We start from the raw sequence: 23,416 nt of genomic DNA, 5'->3' as shown, positions 1-23,416 counted from the left end.
CCATCTTACCACGATCGCCACGGGTGAGATCACAATTCCAGCCGTGCCAAAGGCCGAGCCCCCGAACGCGGACGCCGCCCCTCGCCGGACTTCTCCGCGGTATCGCCATTGCATAGGGCACTCCGCTCAGGAGGATTGATCCCCTACCGTCAAATTGGTACTCTATTACGCTTGAAGAGAGGTTGTATGCACGCTTTGGCATTTTTTCTTTTGCTGATCGCTCCGGCCACGGTCCTCGCCGGCAGCAAGATGGACCCGGAACTGGTATCCCTGATCGAAAAGATCGACGCCCGCAATGCCGCCGTCCAAACCATGCAGGCTGAATTCATTCAACGAAGGGAAGTCAGCCTCCTCAAAGAGCCGATCGAAATGAAAGGCATCTTTTATATGAAAAAGGACACGGGCATCAAATTCGACTTCGATCCCGAACAGGACATGGTTCTGGTGATCACACCGGAGGAAATGGTCTCGCTTTCCCCTAAGGCCAAAAAAGCCACGCGCATCAAAATTAAGAAGCGGCGCTCCTCCCTTTCGCAGTACGTGTTGATGGAAAACCTCAGCACCATTCTCGACTATTTTCAAATCATCCGGACCCTGAACGCCGAGGGCGAAGAAACACGCACCCTGATCCTGAAACCCACCAAACGCAAAGTCAAAAAGAAGGTCAGCGAGATTCGGCTCTGGTTCGACGAAAGCTACCTGATCAACAAAATCAAGGTGGTCTCGGCCGACGGCGATATTTATTTCCTGGAACTCAATCAAATAGAAGTGAACAAAGAGCTGGACGGCGACCATTTCACCACCGCGATCCCGGAAGGTTTCGAGCTCGGCGATCGCATGGAGTTCATTTTCGGACCCAATACGGGACTGTGATTTTACGGAACCAGCCATGATGCTCACTTACGAGAAGCGCGGATTGAGCTTCAAATACAAGCCGCGCCTAAAGATTACCGAGTGCTTTCATTCGTTGCAGGGTGAAGGCACCCACAGCGGGCTCCCGTGCACCTTCATTCGATTGACCGGCTGCGCGTTGCGCTGCACCTACTGCGACACCGAATACGCGTTTTACGGCGGCAGTTGGAAGTCCTTCGACGAACTGCTGGGTTACGTGCGCGAGAAGGGCGCCCACCTGGTTCAGATCACGGGCGGCGAACCGCTCCACCAACGCGCGGTCTGGGCGCTGATCGATGCCCTGATCGAGCAAGGGTATCGACCCCTGATCGAGACCAGCGGCGCCGTGAGCATCGCGGGCCTGCACCCCGAGGCCCACGTGGTGCTGGATGTCAAAACGCCGGAAAGCGGCGAGTTGGACCGCATGCTGTGGTCCAACCTGGACCTGCTGAAACCCAGCGATGAGGTCAAGTTCGTCTGTTGCTCCGAAGCCGATCTAGCCTGGAGCCTCGAAAAAGTTCGCGCACTGGCATTGGATCGCCGTTTCCAGGTGCTGATCTCTCCGGTGGCCGCCAGCGAGGACAAGCATCGCTACGCGGAGAAGGTCATCGAAAGCGGATTGCAGGTACGGTTTCAAGTTCAGTTACACAAGACGTTGTGGGGAGATGTTGCGGGAAAATGAAAGACAAAGCAGTGGTTTTGACAAGCGGCGGTATGGATTCTTGCGTGACGGCAGCGATTGCCCGCGAAACCTACGAACCCGCGCTGTTGCACGTTCAGTACGGGCAACGCACGGAGGCGCGCGAGCTCCGCGCCTTCCACGAAATCGCGGACCACTACGGGGTGAAGCACCGATTGGTCACCAATCTGAACCACCTGAAGCTGATCGGCGGTTCCTCCTTGACCGACGCCGACATGGACGTGGCCGACGCCGATCTCGATGCGGAAGGTGTGCCCACTTCCTACGTTCCCTTCCGCAACGCGCACCTGCTGGCCATCGCGACATCCTGGGCGGAAGTGATCGGTGCGAAACGCATCTTCATCGGTGCGGTCGAAGAGGACAGCTCGGGTTACCCCGACTGTCGCCTATCTTTCATGGAAGCCTACAATCAGTTGATCGCGCTGGGAACGAAACCGGACACGGAGATTCGCATCGAGACCCCACTGATCAAGATGAACAAAGCCGAAATCGTGACACGCGGTTTCGAACTGGACGCACCCCTATCGCTGACCTGGTCCTGCTACCAGGAAAGCGACAAGGCCTGCGGTCACTGCGATTCCTGTGGCTTGCGCCTGCGGGGCTTCGCCCGGGCGGGCCAACGCGACCCGATCCCCTATCACGACGACGCGGATCGCGACCGCTACCTTTGAGCGGGTGGCGCCGGCCCCGACGCAAAAACGGCGCTTCGATTGATTCGTCATGGAGTCACTGCTTGGACCGAGGGCCGAATTGCCGGACCATTGGGTTTCAGGTGGGTAACCAATCGAAGCAAATCGCCAGGAAGAGGCCGAGGTTTCCGCTCATTTGCGCAGGCGCCCCTGACGCTGGAGTTCATAGGCCACGAAGGGGCACTCGTTCGCCAACCAGTCGAAGGGGAGCGGCTCTCGCGGAACCCCCGATTCATTGGTCTGCAACCCATGGTACAAGTCGTGATACTCCTCGCGAGCTCGAATAAACGTAGGATCCTCGTTGAGCCTTAGATCGCGGATCGTCGTTTCGATTCTACTCCTCAGATCGTCGTCCAGAGTGGGGCGAACCGGTCGTCCTGGCTCCAGGGGTTGCCCGTCCGGACCGAGATGGTGGAGCAGACGAGTCAACAGTTGGAACTTGGGATCGTTCGCGGCCTGCCACCGGGTCCAATCGTCGATCAAGCCCGCGCAAACGACCTGCTCGCGGGACACACCGCCTTCGACAACGGTTCGCCTGAGCCCATCGAGAACCTGGTGAGGTCCGAATTGATACGCCGCGGGCGATTCCGCTTCACCGCCATCGGCACGGCGATAGATCCGATAATTGCGCGCAGGATCCCAAATGGAAAAGGAACCGTCGATGCCCGCGTAAATCACGAGTCCCGGGTTGGGGGGTCGCCCCGCTTTACGGCGCCATCGTTGGGACTTGGGATCCCATTTGGATGAAGCGCTGTACACCTTGGTATCGCCATCGAATTGGTAGGCGATGACGGCGTCACCACGCGAAGGAACAGCCGGATGTGCGTGCCAGGTGCCCGTCAAGGCCCACCAGGAGGCTTCCAGAAGGAAACTCTTGCCGAGCCCGTTGTCACCGGTAATCAAGTTGAACCGGTGCGCAACCGGCTTGAAAGCCATCCGCTCGGCGGGACCCACGTTACATAATTCGATATTCTTGAGCATCGACCATCCCTTTCCAAGCACGCCAACTCTGGGCCGGTTCGCGAAAAATTATTCGAGTATTACTTTGTGTAGCAGGCGCTTGGGTAACCTGTCAATCAAGCTGCAGCGATTTCGGATTCCATGGCGCCATCCCGAACCAGAACCGGCAAGCCGGAGATCCGTTTCGGAAGAGGTGCAAGGGATCGCCGCTTCGGTCGGCGCGGTAATACCGCAATGCTGGAGAGGTCTCAAGGTGTTCGCAAGAGCGTGAACCAGGCGATGCGCCGCACTTTGGCGGCACGGAGCACGGCGGTCATCGCTTCGAGGGTGGCGCCGGTGGTCAGTACATCGTCCACCAGGATGAGGCGCTCGGGTGGGGCCCGTCTCAAAAAGAACCTGCGGCGAGCGTTTGCGCGGCGCTCGGCGTAGGACAAACCCACCTGGCCGCGGCTGAAGGGACGGATCCCGACAACCGGAAGCACATCCAGACCGGTTCGCGCGCAGAGCAGGTCGGCCAGCAGAAGGGAGGGATTGAAAAACCGGCTCATCTTCTTGACGAAGGGCTCCGGGACCGGCACCAGCCCGTCGTACTCGAGAAAGGGAATGCGGAAAAAAGCGTGCATGCCCGGCTCCAACAGGTGCTTCATCAAAGGCCAATAACCTTCGAACTTGATCAATCGATAGAGGGTCGCCGCCTCGTGACGGTAATAGAAGCCACAAGCCAGGTGATCGGGCAGATCTCGTAGGCGGCAACACCAGGGACACGAAAGCGCATGATCCGAAACGAGGAGATTGGCGCAACGTCGGCACCCTTTGCCGGAGGCGGATTGAAACAGACCGGAGCAGTCGGCGCACACCGGGCCGCGGACACTTCGCCCGCAAAGCAAGCAATCCGCAGGCGCCACCCATTGCAGCGGATCGAGTTGGCGCAAGCGCCCAGGCCATTTCGATCCAGCCGGCCCGCTCTCCCTGGTCTTGGCGAACCATCGCCCAAGCGGGGGGATCATGACGACCTCCTCGGTGTCTTCGCGGGCCTCACGCCGGATGCCACGGAGACGAACCGCCATACATCAATAATAGACATCCCAATCCCCTTCGCTACGGTTCCACAGGTACACCCTGAAGCGACCGGTCTCACCGGATATCACCGCACAGAGAACCCGATCGCGCCCGTCGGAAAACACCACCGAACCGGAACTGGACCCTTCAGTGCCAAAAAAGAAGCGTTGCCCGTGGGTCGAGCTGATGGGATGGCGAATGGGCGAACCCGTGTGAGGATGCGGAAGCGGCCAAGCCGGCAAAGCGGCATGAATCGTCCGCCCATATCCGAATGGCCAGGTGTTCAGCGAGAGCGCACGCCAACCCCCACCGGGCCGGCGACGGAGCAGGCGGTAGCGAAATTCCCGGTCCGACTGGAAATCGAAATGGACCTCTTCCCGCATGTGGAGCGCATGACTGCGCGCCAACAACAACTGCCCGGTCAACTCCGCGGCGAATACCCCGAATTCCCGGTCCCGAAGCGGGCCCGTCAGAAGCGGCGCGGCCAGGACCCCCAACGTGATGGCGACCACCAGGACCACGCTCAACTCGATCAAGGAGTACCCGCCGATACCTTTCCCGAAACGATGACTCATCGAAAACCTCCCGCACTGTCGGGGAATGGGCCAGGCCGGATTGCACACCCGCCGACCGAACATATCCCATTGCCTCCCAAGCGGAGACATGCGCAGCCGTATCCGAGCCTGGCCCATTGGGGCTTCCAAAAAGTGTGGGCCCCAAAGGAAACGCCAATCCAAGAGGGCAAGCCACATGCCGGTTCGAATCCCACTTCAAAACGTAACTTCAATAAAACCAGCGATGCACTCGTGCCCAAAATGCGGTGGGATGAACGGTGTCAAACGGATTTGACGCCCTTTTTCGCAAGTTTCACTTAAGATTATTAGAACTAAACAGATAGAGAGTTATAGAGAATTGTCCAATCGAGTTGACGCGGCAACCTCACCCAACAATGCGACATTTTTCACCCAAACAACTCCGATCAATACGGTTACATTGTATCGAAAGAAAGCGAGCAGCTTCCTCATCCCGAATCCAGCCGACAGGAAACGATGCCCGACCAGGACCAGATTGAAAGGAACGCATTTCGATGACCCATGCCACCGCCGTTCAGGAGCCAACCCACCTGGCCTACGTGAGTGAGCCGATCACCAAATGCCCCCCGCGGGAGAAAGGTCGACTCAAGAACTTGATCGAAAAGGTGTCCCAAGCACTGGCGGGGCCGCCTTATCACACGCGGCTGTACATCCCCTCGCTGGTCACCTCGCCCGAGGTACGCGACCACATGCTGCCGGAGCACGTCTATCTGCTCGATCGGATTCGGGTCGTCGAGGCCGATTACATGTTGGTCGCGGCAGACCACACCAGCTTCGGGATCGGTGGCGAAGTGGAAATGGCCACCTCACTGGGCAAACCCGTCATCATCTTTTCACGCGACACCCAGCTCTCGCGGTTCCTGATCGGTACGCCCGCCAACATCGTGCACGCCACCGACGGTGAACGGTATTACCTGAAGTATCGCGATTGGCGTGACCTGAAGCCGCAATTGCTTCCGGTGGTGGAAACGATCCTCAAGGACCTGAAGGCACCGCGGGCACCGGGCGTGTCCTTCAAGGACCTGGGCCGACGAGTCCACGACCTGCGCATCCGCAGGAACAAGAGCGTCGAGGAGATCGCGAGCAAGGCCGGCTTGCGACCGGCGCAGATCAAGCTTTTGGAGCAGCCGTTCGACGCCATTCGCGAGGAGCTGATGACCTACCACAACAGCGCCGATCTGGACCTGGGCTCCATTCACCTGACACCACACCAGTTGGAGCAGTTGACCCACATCTCGCTGGCCGCCCTGAATCGGCTGGCCGCGGCGCTGGGCACCTCGCTGTTCGAGTTATTGGAGGGAACCGTGCCCAGCGGGCCGCCCAAAGGACCCGGCAAGGAAATCGACGAGCGTTTGAATCACCTGCGCCAGGTGCGCGAAGCCAGTCTCAAAGTGCGCGCCGCACAATTCGATATAACTTTTCGGGAATATGAGAAGCTTTACGCTATCCTGGTGGAGCAGTTCCTGGAAACGCCGGGAAAGTACTCCCAGAAGAAGAACAATCCCAGGGTGATCCCCGAGAAGGAATTCCTGAATGTGTTGGCGTCGGTACGCAGAGGCGAAGTGGATTAGAGCGATGGTGCTCGGTCTCTGTCTTTGGCTGGGCTGGCCCGCACCGGCGGAAGACCGTCCCGTCATTCATTTCAAGGACGGCGCCACGCTTCCGGTCCACGAGGAATTTCCGCACGTGTACTGGCCGCACGGGGTCGGTGAATCGGTGATCGTGGCCCGCTCTCCCGAACACGACGCGTTTTTCGTCGCCGCCGCCTTCAAAGAAGCGAACCCGCACCCCAACCGCGTGTTGGACCTGCTGATTCAGGTCATGGGCATTCAACGGATTCAGTTGGAGCCGATCGAGGAAGAGACGCGGTACCTGGGCAAGAACCCGCAAATATTCCGGCTGAAACAGGACGACCGCTTCCGCGACTACATTCTGGGCTTCGCCAGCACGAAATCGGGTGAAGGCGCGGTGTATTTCTACATGGTGGGATCGGAGGAAGACTTTTATGCCAAAACCTCCGCGTTCTGGCATGTGGTCGATCACTTTCAACCGGCCCTCAAACAGATGGACCGGCAATTGGAACCGAAACCGTGGATGGTGATCGCGGCGATTCTCATTCTGGTGGCCAATACCGGCATTCTCTGGTACGGATTTCACCAAATGGCCATCGCGCGCACCATGGAATCCTCGGAAACCTGAGCGTTCGACAGCCCCTTTCCCGACGCTACGACGCTCGGTCGAAACGAGTTCTTCCACAGGCCCCCACCTTGGCGAAAGCTTTGGTCCAGCACCATTTCCGCCCGTGCTGTGCTATCATCCGGGGTTTGGCAGGTCCGTCATCATGACGCGACACGGCAAACACATGCTTTGCGTCGGCATGTCGTGAACCCGATCGCCCGAGCCTCCCGACAAGCGCGGGTCCCCGGTCCCCGATTCGAAAGGCGACCGAAGGCGCCGAGCCAGGCGCGAAACGCTTCGCGGGCCACGGCACCAACCTCCCCTAGTCAAAAGGAAAACAGCGCGCATGACACTGGAAATAAAAGACCTCAAAAAGAGTTACAAAGATGTGGCAGCGCTTCGGTCACTGAGTTTCAGCCTGTCGCCGGGCCGCATTCTGGCCCTGCTGGGACCGAACGGAGCCGGAAAAAGTACCGCCATCAAGATCATGACGACCTTGGTGCCCCCGGACGGCGGGCAAATCCTGTGGGAGGGCCGCGACATCCTGCGAGAACCGCGCAAGATCCGCGATCTCGTCGGCTACGTCTCGCAGGAACTGGCCATGGACAAGGTGCTGACCGCCGTCGAATTCATGCAGTTCACGGCAGGCATCCTTCACTTGAAATGGCGCGACCATCGCGACCGGGCCCTGCAGTTGCTCGATCGGCTGGGCTTGAAGGAAGCCCAGGATCGACAAATCGGCAAATACTCGGGCGGCATGAAACGCCGCCTGGACTTGGCCACGGCCCTGCTGCACAACCCGCGGATCCTGATCCTGGACGAGCCGACCACCGGCCTGGACATCGAAGCGCGAGAGTTGATCTGGTCCCTGATTCGGGATTTCACCAAAGAGGGCGGTTCGGTCATTCTGGCCAGCCACGACTTCCAGGAAGTCCAGCAACTGGCCGACGAGGTGCTGATCCTCGATCGCGGCGTCGTGTCCCAAAGCGGCACCCCCCAGGCCTTGAAGGAACAATTGGGGCAGTTCGTGGTTCGGCTGCAGACGCGGGAGTACATGACCGCCCGCGACCAGGAACAGGCCGCGGCGGTGTTCGCGGGCCAGACCGGCTTGCGTGTCCTCAATCACGACGACACCTGGGTCGCCCTGGCGGTGCAGGGCGAAAGCGCCATGTCCGAAGTCCAGGGAACGATTCTTTCGCACCTGGAAGGGGCGGACCTCCCGGTGTTCTCGCTGAACGTCCAGCATCCCAACATGGAAGACGTCTATCGATTCTCGCTGCGAGGTGATTCGTGAATGCTTACCTGATGGAAATCAAGGCGTTGTCCTGGCGCTGGTTCCTTCACTCGAAACGACGACCGATCGTGCTGCTCGCGGGCCTGTTTCAGCCCTTCATCTGGTTGGTCCTGTTCTCGGCCGTCTTCAAGAACAGCCCGATGCGCACGTTGGTAGGCACCGACAGCTATCTGGCCTTCATCACCCCGGGCGCCTTGGTCTTCACCGCCTTCACCGGCGCCCTCAACGGCGGCGTGCCCATTCTGTTCGATCGCGAGCTGGGCTTTCTGGACCGTCTCTTGGCGGCCCCCCTCAAGTCGCGGTTTTCGATCATTTGGGCCACCGGATTCCACATTTTCGTAATGACGTTGCTGCAATGTGTCGTGATCGTGTTGGTTACGAGCGTCATGGGCGTCAAGTTCAACGGCGGATTGGCCGGGATCGGCGTCTTCATATTGGTGCTGGCCCTGATCACCATGCTGTTCACGACCCTCAGCCTGGCCCTGTCCTTCGCGCTCCGGTACCACTTCGAGCTGCTGTCCATCATCATGATCATTTCGTTGCCGCTGATGTTCATGTCCACCGCATTCGCGCCCTTGGAATACATGCCCGGCTGGTTGACCTGGTTCGTTTCCCTCAACCCGATCACCATGGCCGTGGAGCCCCTGCGCGCGGTGTTCTTCGACGGTAGCTGGCAAGGGTCCAAAAACCTGCTGGCGACACCCGTCGCAAATCTCAGCATGTGGGGCTGCCTGGCGGTCCTGGTCGTCATGAACCTGATCATGACGGCATTGGCCAAGGTGGTGATCGGAAAGAAGCTCGCCTGAAGACAGGGACGCGTCACCGGGCGAAGTACGATCATCCCTTCCGGTCGAAGGGATGATCGGGTCGACATGTCTCGCGGATCGCGCCCGCCAGTTCTCGAGCGCACGGGGACCATGACCTGGGAATCAGTCTTTGTCCTTCAATTGGATGATCATGTCGATATGGGGAATCAGCACCTCGATCTCGCGGATCCGCTCCCGAAGGCTCTTCCATTCCGTGATGGTGAGCTTGCCTGAATCCAAGATGGCACCTTTGATTTCTTCGATCAGGGACGTTTGCTTCTCTTCTTTTTTATCCGAAATCAAATCGTGGATTTTGAACAGCTCGTCCACTTCGTCCTGACTAATGAGGTTTTTATCTTCCGACATCAAACAACCTCCTCGGTTGCCGCCCTGGAGTGGTGATGGCGACGCGTTCGTTTCGCAGTGATGGTGGCTGGGTTTCCAAATGCCTATCGGTCACTAGGCCGGGATTCTTAACAGACCACAAACAAGAAAACCCAAAGGCAACTAGCGAAAAACCATCCGCTTACATTTACCTGTCACCGTGCCCCCACCTTAGCGAGCCGATCAACCGGGGTCAACCCCGTGACGAACCCGCCCGGGGCACGTCCCCACCCGGCCCGATCGTTTTTTGGCGCTGAACCTCAAGTGGAATCCACTCCCGGGCGATAAGGCTAAAAACAGCGTCCGTCATGACATTTCGAAGACACCGGGAACGACCCCCGGGAATCGGCAAGCTACTCCCGAATCGGGGCGCCGAGCTTTCCCGTACGACGTTTCCACCTCCTCGAAGCCTGGCTTCCGGCCCGAGGTCGAAGTCCAGGTGCGGTGTCTGTTTTGCGGACATGCAACCGGGTGGACGCGTTTGGCCTCTGGGTTTTCAATTTTCATTTCCAAATGACGAGGCATAGGGCTAGAATACCCAGATAATTTATATCTAGACGACCTAAATCGGAGTAAGGATGCGGAAGACACCCATTCAAATCCCAACCCTTTCGGCCGAGGATTTTGCAAAAATTCTTCCCCCAAGTATGAACTATCCCAGTCTCACCGAACTGTTCGGGCACTATTCTCCGATTTACCTGAAGCACATCGCTTCCAAGATGAACAGCTATACCTGGTTCCGATTCGTGGAAACCGAATCCAAGAACCTGATCTTCAAGCGCATGGCCACCCGAATCCTCTACCGGATGATGGATCGCCAGCCTTCCGACAGCTTTTGTGCGGGTAACGAGAACGGCTACGTGCTCGGCGAACGGGCCGAAGGGCTGTCTTCCCGGGGTGTGAACTACAAGGCGGTCAACGAAGACGGGATCGGCGTATTCGAGCGCGAGAACGAACTGCTGCTGGTGGGCTGTGACGGGGTCGGCGACTGCCTGGTAGGCGAAGTGGCCAGCTACGTGATTCTCAGCCAATTCGAAAAGCACCCGGAGAAATCGATCCAGGAAGTGTTCGCCGACAGCGTGGAGGTCCTACTGGATCTCGGCGACAAGCTGGAAGGCGAAGTCCCCGAGTTCGTGACCTTTCCCAACGAGATCAGCCAGGCGGCGGTTACCGCGGTCAGCATCAAGAACAATCAATGCGAGATCGGTCAGGTGGGCGACGTCCTGCTGTACCACATCCGCGACGAGGATTTGCGCCTGCTGGATCAAAACCGTCAGTGGCTGGACCTCGACCAACTGAAGAAGCAGTTCTCGGACGAGCAATACCTGGCCCAGCGGCACATCATTTCCAACGCGATCGGGCGCAACTACGATCCCTACTGGATGCCGACCTTCCTCACGCTGAAGAAGGGCGATGCCCTGATTTTGGCCTCGGACGGCCTGGAAACGCTACATCCCTGCGATATCAAGGACGTCGTCGATTCGACCAACGACGACCGCGCCCTTCTGAACGCTCTGTACAACCGCTGTATCGAGGCCAACCTCAAGTGGAACACCACGGGCTCTCCGCTGTACACCAAGCCCGACAATATCTCGATCCTCTTCTACCGCCACGGCTGAAGCGTCGCCTACGCTTCCCGGCAACGCTCCCAGATCGAACGCAACCGCTGGGGTAGGGCCAGGGGATCGAAGGGTTTCTGAATTACGTCCGCAGCGCCGAGATCCAGGTAGGGCTGAATTTCCTGTCTCTGGATCTTGGCGGTGATGAACACAATCGGCGTGGACCGGCAACAGGCCTTCTCGCGCAGGGCTCGGAACGTCGTCGGCCCATCCATGTCCGGCATCATGACGTCCAACAGGATCAGATCGGGCCGCCATTGGTCCACCCGTGCCAGCGCCTCACTGCCCCCGGAACAGATCTCCACTTCGAAATCGCCCAATTCCTCGAGAGCCATGCGCACGATCAACTGGATGTCTGGTTCGTCCTCGACATACATCACCCGTCGCAGCGCCGGCGTTGGGGTCGAACCTTCCTGAGCCTCGGTCATCGGCAACTCCTTGCACCGCCAAACCCACCCGATCGTCACGCGAGTGTCAATCTGCACGCATTTTGAACGAGCTTCTCCAAATCCAGCGGTTTTTCCATGAATTCGTCGACTCCCGCGTCGCGGGCTTCCATACGGTATCGGTAACTTTTGTAGACCCCGGTCATGACCATGATGCGCAAGTCTTTCAGCTTGGGATGGGCGCGCACCCGGCGACACAGCTCGAAGCCGTGGATGCCGGGGAAGAGCAGCAGATCGGTGATCAGCAAGACCGGCTCGTGTTGGAGCGCCAGCTCGAACCCCTGATCGCCATCCGCCGCGACCAACACCCGAAATCCGTTGTTCTTCAGGGTGTTCTTGACCAACTCCCGCATCTCGCGTTCGTCGTCCACCACCACGACGAGGGGTGCATCGGAAAACTCGTCGAAATCGTCGTCGTTCTCGTCGCCATCGGAACCTTCGACTACATCGTCCGGCGCCTGATCGTCTTCCAGATCCAGGGCCTCGGCCAGTTCCTCGGGGTCCAGATCCGCGAGGCTGTCGTCGACGACGGCGGCCTCCTCCGGCGCTTCCTCGGAAAGATCCTCGAAGGAGATGGTATTCTCCTCGTCCGTGAGTTCGATCGGCTGTTCCCCTTCGGCGTAGCCGTCCACGGAGAAATCCACCTGGGCATCGGCGGCGTGGACGTTGAACGAATCCGTGTTGAACACGAGGAAATCGATGCTGCTGTCGGGTCGGATCTCGGGTTCTTCGCTCTCGTCGCGGACCTTGAACCGCACGCTTTCGTCATCCGATGCCGGTGGCGACTGATGGAACGTCAATGCACGATCCTTGGGATAGATGAGCACCTGGTTGCGACCGCGTTCCTTGGCCATGTTCACGGCACATTCGGCCGCCTTGGACAGGAGCCGCGCGGTTTCGAAAGCGGGTGAACCGGCGAGGCCCACACTGATCGTGGCGTGAAAACCCTTGCGATCCAGATCGTGTACGATTTCGCTGAAATCCTCGCGAATCTGGTCCATCAGGTCCAGGGCTTCGGCCTCCTCGAACCCGACCAGCACGACTCCGAACTCCTCACCGCCATAGCGACCGATGATGCCCTTTTGCCGAATGCGCCGCCGCAGCAACATCGCCAGACCCCGCAGGACGCGATCGCCGGCGGGGTGACCGTACTCCTCGTTGATTTCGTGGAAATTGTCGATATCCACCAACGCGAAGGTCAGCGGGATGCGGCTCTGCGAAGCCTTGACCAGCTCCTCGCCCAAGCGGCGCCAGAGCGTGGTGTGGTTCTGTTGGCCGGTCAAGCCGTCGGCCAGGATGTGGGTCCGCAGTTGACGGGCGCGCTTGATGCGCGAAGAAAGCGAGAAATAGAGGTAGCGGTACTGGATGGGTTTGATGAGGAAGTCGTCGGCACCGAGATCCAGCGCTTCCAGGCGCTTGTTGACCTGAGTCTCGCTGGACAGGTAGACGATCGGCGTCGAGACGAAATCCTCGTACTGGCGCACCACCCGAGCCAAGTCGAGCCCGGAGCATTCGGGCATGTGCAGGTCCATCAGAATCAGATCCGGCTTGAAACGGAACATCGGCTGGAGGACGCGAGTCGGCTCGTTGATGACCAACACGTCCATGCCCGCCTTCTCCATGATGGCCCCGATATGATTCGAGAGGACCTTGTCGTCGTCGACGATCATCAGGCGATAGGGTGGTTCCTCGTTCGGCGAGACGATCTCGTGGATCTTCTCCAGAAAGCCGATTCCCAATGGTTTCGAAAAGCAGGCCCGGGCGCCGATCTGTACGGCGCGCAACCAGAAGGTGGCATCGTCCCCACGCGGTAGGAGAAACACCATGGGAATCTTGGTGTTCAGCTCTTTGGAGAGATTGTAGATCGGCTCCAGGTGGGCCACGCCGAACCCTTCCTGTGCCAAATCGAAGATCAGCACCGAAGGCGGTTTTTGGCGATTGGCCTCCCGCAACAGATTCCCCAAGTCGGCGAAAAGCGACACCTGGAAATCGTAAAAACTGAGTTGCACCCGCAACTGCTGTGAAAAAATGGGATCGAGGCTGTAGAGAAACAGTCTGGCCTGGGTCTCCACCTTTTGCGACTGCGGTTGGATCGACGTGAGCGTGACCTGCTCCACGCTGGCATCCTTTTGAAAGGCCGCCTCCCGCATGGTGTCGAACAGCTCGCCCAAGGCACTCAGGTCCTCTTCGCCGAGCGGTTCTCCCTTTTCCTCGAGCGCCAGCAAAGAGGCTTCGACCTCTTTGGCACATTGACTCAAACGCGTGAAGCCGAAGGTCGCGCCCGACCCGGCCAGACTATGGACCAAACGATATAACAGGCTCAACGTACCCGGATCACCGCTTTCCCGCAGCAAGTCCCACGTTTCACCGATTTGCTTGACTTTTCTGGGTAGAAGTCGCTCGTACTCCCGTCGGAGCGAGTCCAACTTTTCTTCCAGAATCTTTTGTGCGACCAAAGCAAGACCCCAGACAGCAAAAATTCGGCGGTAATAGATTTGAACCCAGGCTGTGCGTTCCACGAATCCCCTAGGTTTCTCGGGAAAGGGGAGTTCATCTTATCATCTTTCGGATCCCCCCTCCATGGAGCTTGAATTTTTTGCCGCCCCACCGGCAGAGCTCCGAAACGACCGTGATGCGTTTGTTCGCTGTGTTACGCGTAGAAGATTAGGATGGTATACTTTCGGTTTTGAGTCCCGTTTCCTCCGCTGCGATGTGCACGGCCGCCGTTCGGTTTCGAACCCGGATGGTGGGTGATTCGGGTGGGTGCGACGACACTGTCGATCGTGGCAAACCACGCGATTCGATGGCGCCTGCGTTCCCTCCCCCGCCGGGCCGAAGCCCGGGATCAAAGGCCGTGTGACAGATGTTTCGCTATTCATGAATGACCTATCCGAAGCGGTATCGATTCCCGATTCGAGCCATCCCCCTCCGGTACGGACCCTTTGTTCGGAAACCGCGAGGGACGAGTCGCACCCGCGCCATCGGCTCGATCAGCCGCCGGGACCACTCGTGATTCAGATCCAATTCTCCGGACCCCCACCACACGGGTCCGTCTCGCGAAACCCGAGGGTCTCGCCAACGGCGGCAGGGGTTCGATCCCAGGAGAGTGGGGTACACAATTTTTTGGAGGCCATCCTCTTTATGAACGTCCAACTATCGAACCGTTTTTCCAAGACGGGCGGCAACATCGCCCGCGCCATCATGTCGACTTTGATCTTGTTCCTCTCGGTTTTGTCCACCACCGCGGGCGCGCCCGAAAGCGACATTTCCAACAAAGCCCAGGCGTTTATCGACGAATACACCAAGACTTTTCTCGACCTGTATGCCCTCTCCGCGGAGGCGGAATGGGCCTCGAACACGGTTATCATCGACGGCGTCGGCGCCATCGACAACATCACCAAGCTCGCCAACGAAGCCATGGCCCGCCACACCGGCTCCGTTTCGGTCATCGAGCACACCAAGAAATTTCTCAATCACAAAGACAAACTGACCCCCCTGCAGGTCAAGCAGCTCGAGGTCATCCTCTACGGCGCGGCGAACAACCCCCAAACGGTTCCCGACCTGGTCAAGAAGCGCATTGCCGCCGAAACCCGCCAGAACACCAATCTCTTCGGGTACTCATTCAAAATTGACGGCGAGGAAGTCACCCCCAACCAGATCGACAGCATTCTCTACGAAGAGACCGACCCCAGCAAGCGCCTGAAGGCCTGGGAAGCCTCCAAGGAAGTGGGCAAGGAGCTCAAGGAAGGCCTGGCTGAGCTGGTAGACCTGCGCAACAAGACGGTTCAGGCGCTCGATTACCACGACTACTTCGACTACCAGGTTTCCGATTACGGCATGACCTCCAAGGAAATGATGGAGATGAACCGCAAGTTCATGAAAGAACTGCGCCCCCTCTATCGCGAGCTCCACACCTGGGCCCGCCACGAGCTGGCCGAGAAGTACGGCGCCAAGAAGGTTCCCGACCTGATTCCCGCCCACTGGCTTCCCAATCGCTGGGGCCAGGATTGGGCCGAGATGGTCAAGGTGGAAGGCATCGACCTCGACGGCATTCTCGAGGAAAAGGGTAGCGAATGGCTCGTGAAGCAATCCGAGCGGTTCTACATCAGCCTCGGTTTCGATCCGCTGCCCGAGAGCTTCTATACCAAGTCCTCCCTCTACCCGGTCGCCAAGGACGCGCCCTACAAGAAGAACACCCACGCCAGCGCCTGGCACATGAACCTCCAGAACGACCTGCGCAGCTTGATGAGCGTCGAGCCCAACGCGCGCTGGTACGAGACCACCCACCACGAACTCGGCCACATCTACTACTACATGGCCTATACCAATCCGGAGGTCCCGCCGCTGCTCCGTCGTGGCGCCAACCGCGGCTTCCACGAGGCCGTCGGCAGCCTGCTGGGCATGGCCTCCACCCAAAAGCCGTTCCTGGCCAAGCTGAACCTGATCGACAAAAACGCCAAGACCGACGAAATCCAGATCCTGCTGCGTGAAGCGCTGGGCATGGTGGTGTTCATTCCCTTCTCCGCGGGCACCATGACCCACTTCGAGCACGACCTCTACAGCCAGAACCTCTCCAAGGACGAGTACAACGCGCGTTGGTGGTCCTACGTGCAAAAGTTCCAGGGCATCGAGCCTCCTTCCGACCGCGACGAATCCTATTGCGACGCGGCCACCAAGACCCACATCAACAACGACGCGGCGCAGTACTACGACTACGCCATCTCCTACATCATCCTGCACCAGTTGCACGCGCACATCGCCAAGAACATCCTGAAACAGGATCCGCGGGCGACCAACTACTACGGCAACAAGGAAATCGGCACCTTCCTCCACGGCATCCTGAAAACCGGCTCGGTCGTCGACTGGCGCAAGGTGATGCGGGACAACCTCGGCGAAGAAATCAGCGCCAAGCCCATGCTCGACTACTTCGAGCCCCTGATGGCCTACTTGAAAAAGCAGAACAAGGGTCGCAAGCACACCTTGCCGGCCCTGTAATCGCGAGATCCGAGCGAGCCCCCATCGAGGTGGGCGGACTCGATATCCGCCATTCACGAAATCCAAACAAGGAGAGCGGTTCGAAAGAGCCGCTCTTTTTTTATTTGGAAAGGCCTCCGGAAAGGGCCCATGCGAGCCGCTTCAGAATCGTGGAGGCTCGGGGACAAGGCCGGAAAAAGCGGCCGAGGTCAAGCAAAACGAAAAACCGAACAAAAACAAACAGGAAATCGATAGAGATCGCGTTTTTTTGTTGCACTCACTGATATATCAGTGGTATCACATATTTAGCAAACGTAGCCGGACGCGATCGTCCCTTCTTCTGCGGATTTATTTGTTGCGTCACTCTGATTGACGTCCCTTCCGCCCCCAGTAAATCTTTTAGGAGTTCCATCATGCAGTTTAATTGGCACGGCGTATTCCCTGCCGTTACTACGAAATTCACCGCCGACGACCAACTCGATTCTCCCGCATTCCAACGCCATATCCAAGCCATGCTCGACAGTGGCTGCCATGGCATCATCGTTCTTGGAACGCTCGGCGAAAACAGTGTTCTTTCTCCTGAAGAAAAACGCAGTGCCATACAATCTGCCGCCGCTCAAATCAAGGGACAAGTTCCTTTGCTCGCCACCATCGCGGAAAACACCACTCAGGCCGCTTGCCAACTGGCCGCCGATGCCAAGGATCTCGGCGCCGACGGCCTCATGCTTTTGCCGCCCATGCTGTACAAGTCCGATAATCGTGAAACCGTTGCCTACCTCAGCACCGTCGCCAAGTCGACCGACCTGCCCATCATGCTTTACAACAATCCGGTTGCTTACGGGATCGACCTCACCCCCGACATCCTGGCGGAATTGGCCGATTGCGAGAATTTTGTCGCAATCAAGGAATCCTCCGACGATGTGCGTCGCATCACCGATATCCGCAACCTGCTCGGCGACCGCTACCGCCTTTTCTGCGGTGTGGACAACCTGGCTCTGGAGAGCCTGCTGCTGGGGGCCGACGGCTGGGTCGCCGGCCTCGTATGCGCCTTCCCGCGCGAAACGGTCGCCATCTATCAGGCCGCCTTGGCCGGCAATCTCACCCTGGCCCGCGAACTGTATCGCTGGTTCATGCCGCTGCTCCACCTGGACGTGTCCACCAAGCTGGTGCAGAACATCAAGCTGGCGGAGGTCAAAACCGGCCTCGGCACCGAACACGTACGCGCCCCCCGTCTACCTCTGGCCGGCGAAGAACGCCGCAGAGTGGAAGAAATCATCGACGAATGTCTCGCTTCTCGACCCGAGCTGGCAAAAGCAGCTCACAACGATCAGACCGTTCTCGCTTAGGTCATATGCGGGGCCCGACCGCGAGCGGGCTGATCAAAACGCGGTGACGTCGATCGCATCGCACCTCTTCGCGATGTGATCGACACATCCGCGTATCTTCATCGTGGGAACCGGTTCGAGGGAGCATCCCCTCAACCGCTCGTTCGAGCCGGTTCCCCTCTTTTTAGGCGCTCTCCGCATGCCCCAAGGCGGCGATCGCCCACCTATCGATCAACGACAACCGGCCTGTCACACCAAATTTCCCCCCGGCCCTCGCGATTGTTCCCCCATGCGCGACGGTCTCCCGCCGCACCGGTTTTGCGGCGGATCAAGCTTATTCGGTGTTCGTTCTCCGGGGAAAGCCACCACTTCTCCCCCTTTCCTCAGGAACGAATGCCGAATACACCACGCCCGACCAGGCGACTCCTCAGACACCATCCCCCGGCCGAACCGGGGGATGGATTCTCGACTTTTCGCCGAAAGGGCCGGTTTTCCCATGCCGAGTTGATGATCCGCATGCGATCCTTTCCCCTGGACGGATCGCCGCTTCTCCGCGCAGACGGAAAACGGTCCCATCCGGTTCCCAATCGCGGAACCCCCCATGTCGAACACCTCATCGTCCACAAGCGTTCTCTTGTCAGCTCAGCCATTTCAATCAACAGGAGCGAAACATGAAGGCAAATTACATCGACGGCGCCTGGAAAGCGTCGGACCAAAGCATCGAAAACATCAACCCGTCCGATATCAGCGACGTGGTGGATCGCTACGCACGTGCGGAGAAACGCGACACCGAAGCGGCCGTGGAAGCCGCCGTCAAAGCCTTTCCGACCTGGTCTCGAAAAACGCCCCAACAGCGGGCCGACGCCTTGGACTTCATCGGCTCCGAAATCATCGCGCGCAAACAGGAATTGGGCGACCTCCTGGCGCGGGAAGAAGGCAAGACCCTACCCGAAGCGATCGGCGAAGTGAACCGTGCCGGTCAGATCTTCAAGTTTTTTGCGGGTGAAGCGCTGCGCATGGCCGGCGATCTGGTGGACTCGATTCGCCCCGGCGTCGCGGTAGAGGTGACGCGCGAGCCGCTGGGCGTCGTCGGGATCATCACCCCCTGGAATTTCCCGATCGCGATCCCCGCCTGGAAAATCGCGCCGGCCCTCGCCTTCGGCAACACGGTCGTCTTCAAGCCGGCGGAACTCACGCCCGGAAGCGCCTGGGCCCTGGCGGAGATCATATCTCGGGCCGATCTGCCGCACGGCACCTTCAACCTGGTCATGGGTCGCGGTAGCGTCATCGGCAACGCCATCGTGGAAGATTCTCGCGTCAACGCCGTGACCTTCACCGGTTCGGTGGATACCGGTCGCCGGATCGCCGCGACCTGCGTGGGTCGCATGGCCAAGTTCCAACTGGAGATGGGCGGCAAGAACCCGCTCGTCGTACTGGATGACGCCGATCTGGACACGGCGGTCAACATTGCCGTCAACGGCGCCTATTTTTCCACCGGCCAACGCTGCACCGCTTCCAGCCGCCTGATCGTGACCGAGGGCATTCACGATCGTTTCGTCAATGCCGTGACCGAACGCCTCGCCAAGCTGGTGGTCGGCGATGCCCGTGAGGCGGGTACCCAAATGGGCCCGGTGGTCGACGGTCGCCAACTCAACAGCGTGCGCGAGTACATCGAAATCGGCCAGAGCGAAGGCGCCAAGCTCGTCTACGGCGGCGATCGCCTGCAACTGGCGCGCGAAGGGTACTACCTGGCGCCCGCCCTGTTCACCGAAACCACGGCCGACATGCGCATCAATCGCGAAGAAATTTTCGGCCCGGTGGCCTCGGTCATACGAGTCGCCGACTACGAACAGGCCCTCGAAGAAGCCAATCGAACCGGATTCGGTTTGTCTTCGGGAATCTGTACCACGTCGCTAAAACACGCATTGCACTTTAAACGCCATGCAGAAGCGGGTATGATCATGGTAAATTTACCAACGGCGGGTGTGGACTACCACGTTCCTTTCGGCGGCAGAAAAGATTCGAGCTACGGCCCACGCGAACAAGGGCCGGCGGCAATCGAATTCTACACAACGGTCAAAACCACCTATTTGGCCGGTTGAGCCGGAATCGGGAAGTCGAACATGACCCAAAGTGCCTTACTCCAGAAAAGGGCGGCCGCCAGGCCCCAACCGAAAAGGACTATGCAGAAACAGCCCAGCAGTCTAGCCGAAAAAGCCTATTCCGTTATCGAGGAAATGATCGTCACGTTGAAATTGGCACCCGGGACGATCTTCTCCGAGGCGGAACTCAGCCGGGAAATCAACATTGGCCGAACTCCTTTGCGTGAGGCCTTGCAGCGCCTGACTTCCGAACGGCTCGTCGTGACCATGCCCCGTCGCGGCATGATGGTCACCGAGGTCAACATCACCGAGCACCTCGCCCTGCTGGAAACCCGCAGAGTCCTCGATCGCCTGATCGCCACTCGTGCCGCGAGACGCGCCACCCCCGAGCATCGCGCCCAGTTGGCCGATCTCGCCGCGAACCTCGCCGCGGCCGCACGAACCCAGCACACCGCGGAGTTCATGCGCTACGACCGCGAGTGCGATCAAGTTCTGGAAGACGCATCCCGAAACCCCTTCGCCGCACGTGCTTGCGCACCGCTGCACGCCCACTGCCGCCGGTTTTGGTACCTCTATCAAGGCAATGGCGATCTCGGCCAATCGGCCACCCTGCACGCGAAGCTGATGGACACCGTTGCCGAAGGCAACGAAGAAGCGGCCGCTGCCGCCTCCGATCAGCTCATGGACTACTTGGAGCAATTCACGCGCGCCGCCTTGGAGATGTTCTAAGGCGCGTCGCATTCCATCGGCCTATTCCCAATCCCAGGGAACCTGACTCCCACCGAAGCTTTCGCAACTTCACGCCAAGCGTGGCGACCACACGTGGAGCGGTTTCCGATCGAGGAACACCAGGGGCGCCGTCCGTCTCCGGACGGTGGGTCCCGTACTCGATCGGACGGCCTCGTCGTGGCTCGCCGCACGAAAGGATCGACCATGGCCAAGCACACCTTTCTCTGCATCGACGCCCACACCTGCGGGAACCCGGTTCGGGTCGTCGCCGGCGGAGGACCTTTTCTCGAAGGCGACACCATGAGCGCGCGCCGCCAGGATTTTCTCTCCCGATACGATTGGATTCGTACGGCACTCATGTTCGAACCCCGCGGCCACGACATGATGTCGGGCACCATTCTCTATCCGCCGACCCGACCGGATTGCGACATCGCTTTCCTGTTCATCGAAACCAGCGGATGCCTGCCCATGTGCGGGCACGGTACCATCGGCACCGTCACGGTGATCTTGGAGCAGGGCCTGGTCACCCCCAAAACGCCGGGCGTCCTGAAACTCGACACTCCCGCGGGTCTGGTGGAGGCGCACTACCGCAAGGAAGGCGATCGCATCAGCGCGGTTCGCATCACCAACGTGCCCTCGTTCCTCCATTCCACCGACTTGGAAGTGGACTGTCCCGAATTGGGCCCGCTCAAGCTGGACGTCGCCTACGGCGGCAATTTCTACGCGATCGTCGAACCCCAGGAAAACTACGCCGGCATGAAGGCGTTCAGCGTCGGCGATTTGGTGCGTATCAGCCCCAAGTTACGCCAGGCCATGAACGATCGCTACACCTTCGACCATCCCGAAAACGAAACGATTCGCGGCCTCAGTCACATCCAGTGGACGGGCGAGGCACGCCATCCCGAAGCGGACGCCCGCAACGCGGTGTTCTACGGTGACAAGGCGATCGACCGTTCTCCCTGCGGAACGGGCACTTCGGCGCGCGTAGCCCAATTGGCGGCACGCGGCAAGCTCGCCGTCGGCGACAGTTTCGTGCACGAGAGCGTGATCGGCAGTCTGTTCCGAGCCCGGGTCGAAGGTCAGGCACGCGTGGGCTCGTACGACGCGATCATTCCCAGCATCGAGGGCTGGGCCCGCGTCACGGGGATCAACTCGATCTTCGTGGATGACGAGGACCCCTTCGCGCACGGATTCCAGGTACTCTGAAACAAGCGGGTGCCCCGCGTGTGGGTGCCCCACTCTTCTCTCTCGCGAATACGTCAGTCTCAGCAAACAGGATCGGGAGGCACCATGTCGGATGTGTTGATCGTTGGCGGCGGCGCCATTGGCATCTGCTCCGCGCACTATTTGAATCAAGCCGGATTTTCCGTCACCGTGCTGGAGAAAAGCGAGGTGGGCGGCGCCTGCTCTCACGGCAACGCGGGTTTGATCGTGCCCAGCCACGTGGTGCCCCTGGCCGCGCCGGGTGTGATCAGCCAGGGCCTGAAATGGCTATTCAATTCGTCCAGCCCGTTTTACATCAAACCCCGTCTGAGTTCCGATTTGATCTCCTGGATCTGGCGTTTCCGGTCGGCCTGTTCCGAATCGCGGATGCGCCGCTCCATGCCCATCATCCACGAGTTGATCCAGGCGAGCCTGCCCCTGTTCGACGAATTGGCCGCCATCGACGATCTCTCTTTCGGTTACCGCAAAGAAGGTCTCCTGATGCTCTTCGCCAAGGAAAAGGGTCGCCAGGACTGCCTCAAGGGCGCCAACTTGGCGCGAGGCATGGGCATGCCCGTGGAGGAATTGGACCAGGAGGCCCTGCGTGCGCTCGAGCCGCACGTGCCGGATGGCATCATCGGCGGCGTTTACTATCCACAGGACGCCCACCTGGACCCCGGCCGATTCGTCACCGCTCTTGCCGCCAAATTGAAGCAAAAGGGACAAACGACGATCCACACGCAAACCGAAGTGACCGAACTCGTCGAAGAGCAGGGGAAAATTGTCGCCGTGCGCACCAACCAAGGCGATTTCACCGCCGACCAAATCCTCTTGGCCGGTGGGTCCTGGTCACCCTTGATCGCGAGGACGCTCGGTCTGAAATTGCCGGTTCAAGCGGCAAAAGGCTACAGCATCACGCTTCCCGGTCCCACCGTTTCACCGCGAATTCCCATGATCCTGGCCGAGGCGAAAGCCACGGTCACCCCGCTGGAAAATCAGATTCGCTTCGCCGGCACCCTGGAACTAGCAGGCCTCGACCCCAGCATCAATCGCAAGCGCGTGGCCTCCATACTCAAGGCGGCGCCGACCTATTTTCCCGATTTTCGGGCCGAATCGGTGTCGCGCGGCCAAATCTGGTCCGGGTTTCGCCCCTGCACGCCGGACGGCCTGCCGATGATCGGGCGCAGCGATAGGTTCGATAATTTGTTGGTCGCCACCGGCCACGCGATGATCGGCATTACGCTGGCACCCATCACGGGCAAGATCATCAGCGAAATCGCCGCCGAGCAATCGGTACAGGCAACCTCCGCCCAGTCTTTGGCCGACCTTTCCGTGGAGCGCTTTTCGGCATAAATGCAGGCGAGACCAAAAGGTGGCGATTCATTCCGAACAGCGAGGGTCTAGGCCTTTTGGTCGGGATCGATAACGACTTTTCCGACTCCCGTCAAGCTGGTACTGATCGCC

General features: G+C 59.3%; 20 protein-coding genes. 14 read left to right on the top strand and 6 right to left on the bottom strand.

The annotated features are described in order from the left end of the window. Positions 1–186 precede the first annotated feature (186 nt). From J3U87_RS18405 to queC, 3 genes are read left to right on the top strand one after another with little or no spacing between them, the layout of a single operon-like run. Positions 187–873, top strand: coding sequence for a LolA family protein (locus J3U87_RS18405; RefSeq protein WP_237377245.1), 687 nt, complete (start codon positions 187–189; stop codon positions 871–873). Positions 874–889: 16 nt separating this feature from the next. Further along, positions 890–1,573: a radical SAM protein gene (locus tag J3U87_RS18400; RefSeq protein ID WP_237377244.1), complete on the top strand. Its 684-nt coding sequence runs from the start codon at positions 890–892 to the stop codon at positions 1,571–1,573. Further along, positions 1,570–2,262, top strand: a complete 693-nt coding sequence (gene queC, locus J3U87_RS18395; RefSeq protein WP_272932380.1) for a 7-cyano-7-deazaguanine synthase QueC — start codon at positions 1,570–1,572, stop codon at positions 2,260–2,262. The genes J3U87_RS18400 and queC overlap by 4 nt, the downstream gene beginning before the upstream one ends. Positions 2,263–2,412: 150 nt before the next feature. Here queC and J3U87_RS18390 read toward each other — a convergent pair whose 3' ends face one another. From J3U87_RS18390 to J3U87_RS18380, 3 genes are all read right to left on the bottom strand, one after another. Then, positions 2,413–3,261, bottom strand: a complete 849-nt coding sequence (locus J3U87_RS18390) for an AAA family ATPase (RefSeq protein ID WP_237377242.1) — start codon at positions 3,259–3,261, stop codon at positions 2,413–2,415. A 227-nt stretch (positions 3,262–3,488) separates the two neighbouring features. Continuing rightward, complete coding sequence (locus J3U87_RS18385) at positions 3,489–4,247, bottom strand: ComF family protein (RefSeq protein ID WP_237377241.1); 759 nt, start codon at positions 4,245–4,247, stop codon at positions 3,489–3,491. Positions 4,248–4,310: 63 nt separating this feature from the next. Continuing rightward, entirely contained in the window at positions 4,311–4,874 is a 564-nt protein-coding gene (locus tag J3U87_RS18380) for a pilus assembly FimT family protein (RefSeq protein WP_237377240.1), read from the bottom strand. Between the two features lie 512 nt (positions 4,875–5,386). Here J3U87_RS18380 and J3U87_RS18375 point away from each other — a divergent pair. From J3U87_RS18375 to J3U87_RS18360, 4 genes are all read left to right on the top strand, one after another. Then, entirely contained in the window at positions 5,387–6,463 is a 1,077-nt protein-coding gene (locus J3U87_RS18375; protein ID WP_237377239.1) for a helix-turn-helix domain-containing protein, read from the top strand. A 4-nt stretch (positions 6,464–6,467) separates the two neighbouring features. Then, positions 6,468–7,091 carry a hypothetical protein gene (locus J3U87_RS18370; RefSeq protein WP_237377238.1) on the top strand — a complete coding sequence of 208 codons (624 nt, stop codon included), beginning with the start codon at positions 6,468–6,470 and terminating at the stop codon, positions 7,089–7,091. A 325-nt stretch (positions 7,092–7,416) separates the two neighbouring features. Then, positions 7,417–8,364 (top strand): ABC transporter ATP-binding protein, encoded by a 948-nt coding sequence (locus tag J3U87_RS18365; protein ID WP_237377237.1) that lies wholly within the window; start codon positions 7,417–7,419, stop codon positions 8,362–8,364. Further along, positions 8,361–9,170, top strand: coding sequence for an ABC transporter permease (locus J3U87_RS18360; RefSeq protein WP_237377236.1), 810 nt, complete (start codon positions 8,361–8,363; stop codon positions 9,168–9,170). The genes J3U87_RS18365 and J3U87_RS18360 overlap by 4 nt, the downstream gene beginning before the upstream one ends. Before the next feature lie 123 nt (positions 9,171–9,293). On the opposite strand, the gene J3U87_RS18355 is transcribed toward J3U87_RS18360, so the two are convergent. Next, the gene (locus J3U87_RS18355; RefSeq protein WP_237377235.1) at positions 9,294–9,536 is read right to left on the bottom strand and encodes a hypothetical protein; all 243 of its coding nucleotides are present in this window, start codon (positions 9,534–9,536) and stop codon (positions 9,294–9,296) included. 596 nt (positions 9,537–10,132) lie between these two features. Between J3U87_RS18355 and J3U87_RS18350 the strand changes: the two genes are divergently transcribed. Then, a complete protein-coding gene (locus tag J3U87_RS18350) occupies positions 10,133–11,173 on the top strand; it encodes a PP2C family protein-serine/threonine phosphatase (protein ID WP_237377234.1) in 1,041 nt (346 codons plus the stop codon). 8 nt (positions 11,174–11,181) lie between these two features. Here J3U87_RS18350 and J3U87_RS18345 read toward each other — a convergent pair whose 3' ends face one another. Continuing rightward, the gene (locus J3U87_RS18345; RefSeq protein WP_237377233.1) at positions 11,182–11,601 is read right to left on the bottom strand and encodes a response regulator; all 420 of its coding nucleotides are present in this window, start codon (positions 11,599–11,601) and stop codon (positions 11,182–11,184) included. 35 nt (positions 11,602–11,636) lie between these two features. Next, positions 11,637–14,075, bottom strand: coding sequence for a response regulator (locus J3U87_RS18340; RefSeq protein ID WP_237377232.1), 2,439 nt, complete (start codon positions 14,073–14,075; stop codon positions 11,637–11,639). Positions 14,076–14,760: 685 nt separating this feature from the next. Between J3U87_RS18340 and J3U87_RS18335 the strand changes: the two genes are divergently transcribed. From J3U87_RS18335 to J3U87_RS18310, 6 genes are all read left to right on the top strand, one after another. Then, positions 14,761–16,614, top strand: a complete 1,854-nt coding sequence (locus J3U87_RS18335; RefSeq protein WP_237377231.1) for a M2 family metallopeptidase — start codon at positions 14,761–14,763, stop codon at positions 16,612–16,614. A 392-nt stretch (positions 16,615–17,006) separates the two neighbouring features. Next, positions 17,007–17,939: a dihydrodipicolinate synthase family protein gene (locus tag J3U87_RS18330; RefSeq protein WP_237377230.1), complete on the top strand. Its 933-nt coding sequence runs from the start codon at positions 17,007–17,009 to the stop codon at positions 17,937–17,939. Between the two features lie 650 nt (positions 17,940–18,589). Next, a complete protein-coding gene (locus J3U87_RS18325) occupies positions 18,590–20,020 on the top strand; it encodes an aldehyde dehydrogenase family protein (protein WP_237377229.1) in 1,431 nt (476 codons plus the stop codon). Between the two features lie 81 nt (positions 20,021–20,101). Beyond that, positions 20,102–20,749, top strand: coding sequence for a GntR family transcriptional regulator (locus tag J3U87_RS18320; protein WP_237377228.1), 648 nt, complete (start codon positions 20,102–20,104; stop codon positions 20,747–20,749). A gap of 204 nt (positions 20,750–20,953) precedes the next feature. After that, a complete protein-coding gene (locus J3U87_RS18315) occupies positions 20,954–21,955 on the top strand; it encodes a 4-hydroxyproline epimerase (protein WP_237377227.1) in 1,002 nt (333 codons plus the stop codon). Positions 21,956–22,039: 84 nt separating this feature from the next. Beyond that, the gene (locus J3U87_RS18310; protein WP_237377226.1) at positions 22,040–23,305 is read left to right on the top strand and encodes an NAD(P)/FAD-dependent oxidoreductase; all 1,266 of its coding nucleotides are present in this window, start codon (positions 22,040–22,042) and stop codon (positions 23,303–23,305) included. Positions 23,306–23,416 lie beyond the last annotated feature (111 nt).

This window comes from Sulfidibacter corallicola (genome assembly GCF_017498545.1).
Taxonomy (GTDB): domain Bacteria; phylum Acidobacteriota; class Holophagae; order Acanthopleuribacterales; family Acanthopleuribacteraceae; genus Sulfidibacter; species Sulfidibacter corallicola.
Note: the sequence above shows the minus strand (reverse complement) of the source record. Positions and strands in the feature narration are given on the sequence as shown.

Coding starts and splice junctions, on each gene's coding strand:
- J3U87_RS18345 (WP_237377233.1), bottom strand. CDS start 11,601: ATGACCGAGGCTCAGGAAGGTTCGACCCCAACGCCGGCGCTGCGACGG.
- J3U87_RS18375 (WP_237377239.1), top strand. CDS start 5,387: ATGACCCATGCCACCGCCGTTCAGGAGCCAACCCACCTGGCCTACGTG.
- J3U87_RS18385 (WP_237377241.1), bottom strand. CDS start 4,247: ATGATCCCCCCGCTTGGGCGATGGTTCGCCAAGACCAGGGAGAGCGGG.
- J3U87_RS18320 (WP_237377228.1), top strand. CDS start 20,102: ATGCAGAAACAGCCCAGCAGTCTAGCCGAAAAAGCCTATTCCGTTATC.
- J3U87_RS18350 (WP_237377234.1), top strand. CDS start 10,133: ATGCGGAAGACACCCATTCAAATCCCAACCCTTTCGGCCGAGGATTTT.
- J3U87_RS18390 (WP_237377242.1), bottom strand. CDS start 3,261: ATGCTCAAGAATATCGAATTATGTAACGTGGGTCCCGCCGAGCGGATG.
- J3U87_RS18315 (WP_237377227.1), top strand. CDS start 20,954: ATGGCCAAGCACACCTTTCTCTGCATCGACGCCCACACCTGCGGGAAC.
- J3U87_RS18370 (WP_237377238.1), top strand. CDS start 6,468: ATGGTGCTCGGTCTCTGTCTTTGGCTGGGCTGGCCCGCACCGGCGGAA.
- queC (WP_272932380.1), top strand. CDS start 1,570: ATGAAAGACAAAGCAGTGGTTTTGACAAGCGGCGGTATGGATTCTTGC.
- J3U87_RS18405 (WP_237377245.1), top strand. CDS start 187: ATGCACGCTTTGGCATTTTTTCTTTTGCTGATCGCTCCGGCCACGGTC.
- J3U87_RS18330 (WP_237377230.1), top strand. CDS start 17,007: ATGCAGTTTAATTGGCACGGCGTATTCCCTGCCGTTACTACGAAATTC.
- J3U87_RS18325 (WP_237377229.1), top strand. CDS start 18,590: ATGAAGGCAAATTACATCGACGGCGCCTGGAAAGCGTCGGACCAAAGC.
- J3U87_RS18355 (WP_237377235.1), bottom strand. CDS start 9,536: ATGTCGGAAGATAAAAACCTCATTAGTCAGGACGAAGTGGACGAGCTG.
- J3U87_RS18365 (WP_237377237.1), top strand. CDS start 7,417: ATGACACTGGAAATAAAAGACCTCAAAAAGAGTTACAAAGATGTGGCA.
- J3U87_RS18310 (WP_237377226.1), top strand. CDS start 22,040: ATGTCGGATGTGTTGATCGTTGGCGGCGGCGCCATTGGCATCTGCTCC.
- J3U87_RS18400 (WP_237377244.1), top strand. CDS start 890: ATGATGCTCACTTACGAGAAGCGCGGATTGAGCTTCAAATACAAGCCG.
- J3U87_RS18335 (WP_237377231.1), top strand. CDS start 14,761: ATGAACGTCCAACTATCGAACCGTTTTTCCAAGACGGGCGGCAACATC.
- J3U87_RS18380 (WP_237377240.1), bottom strand. CDS start 4,874: ATGAGTCATCGTTTCGGGAAAGGTATCGGCGGGTACTCCTTGATCGAG.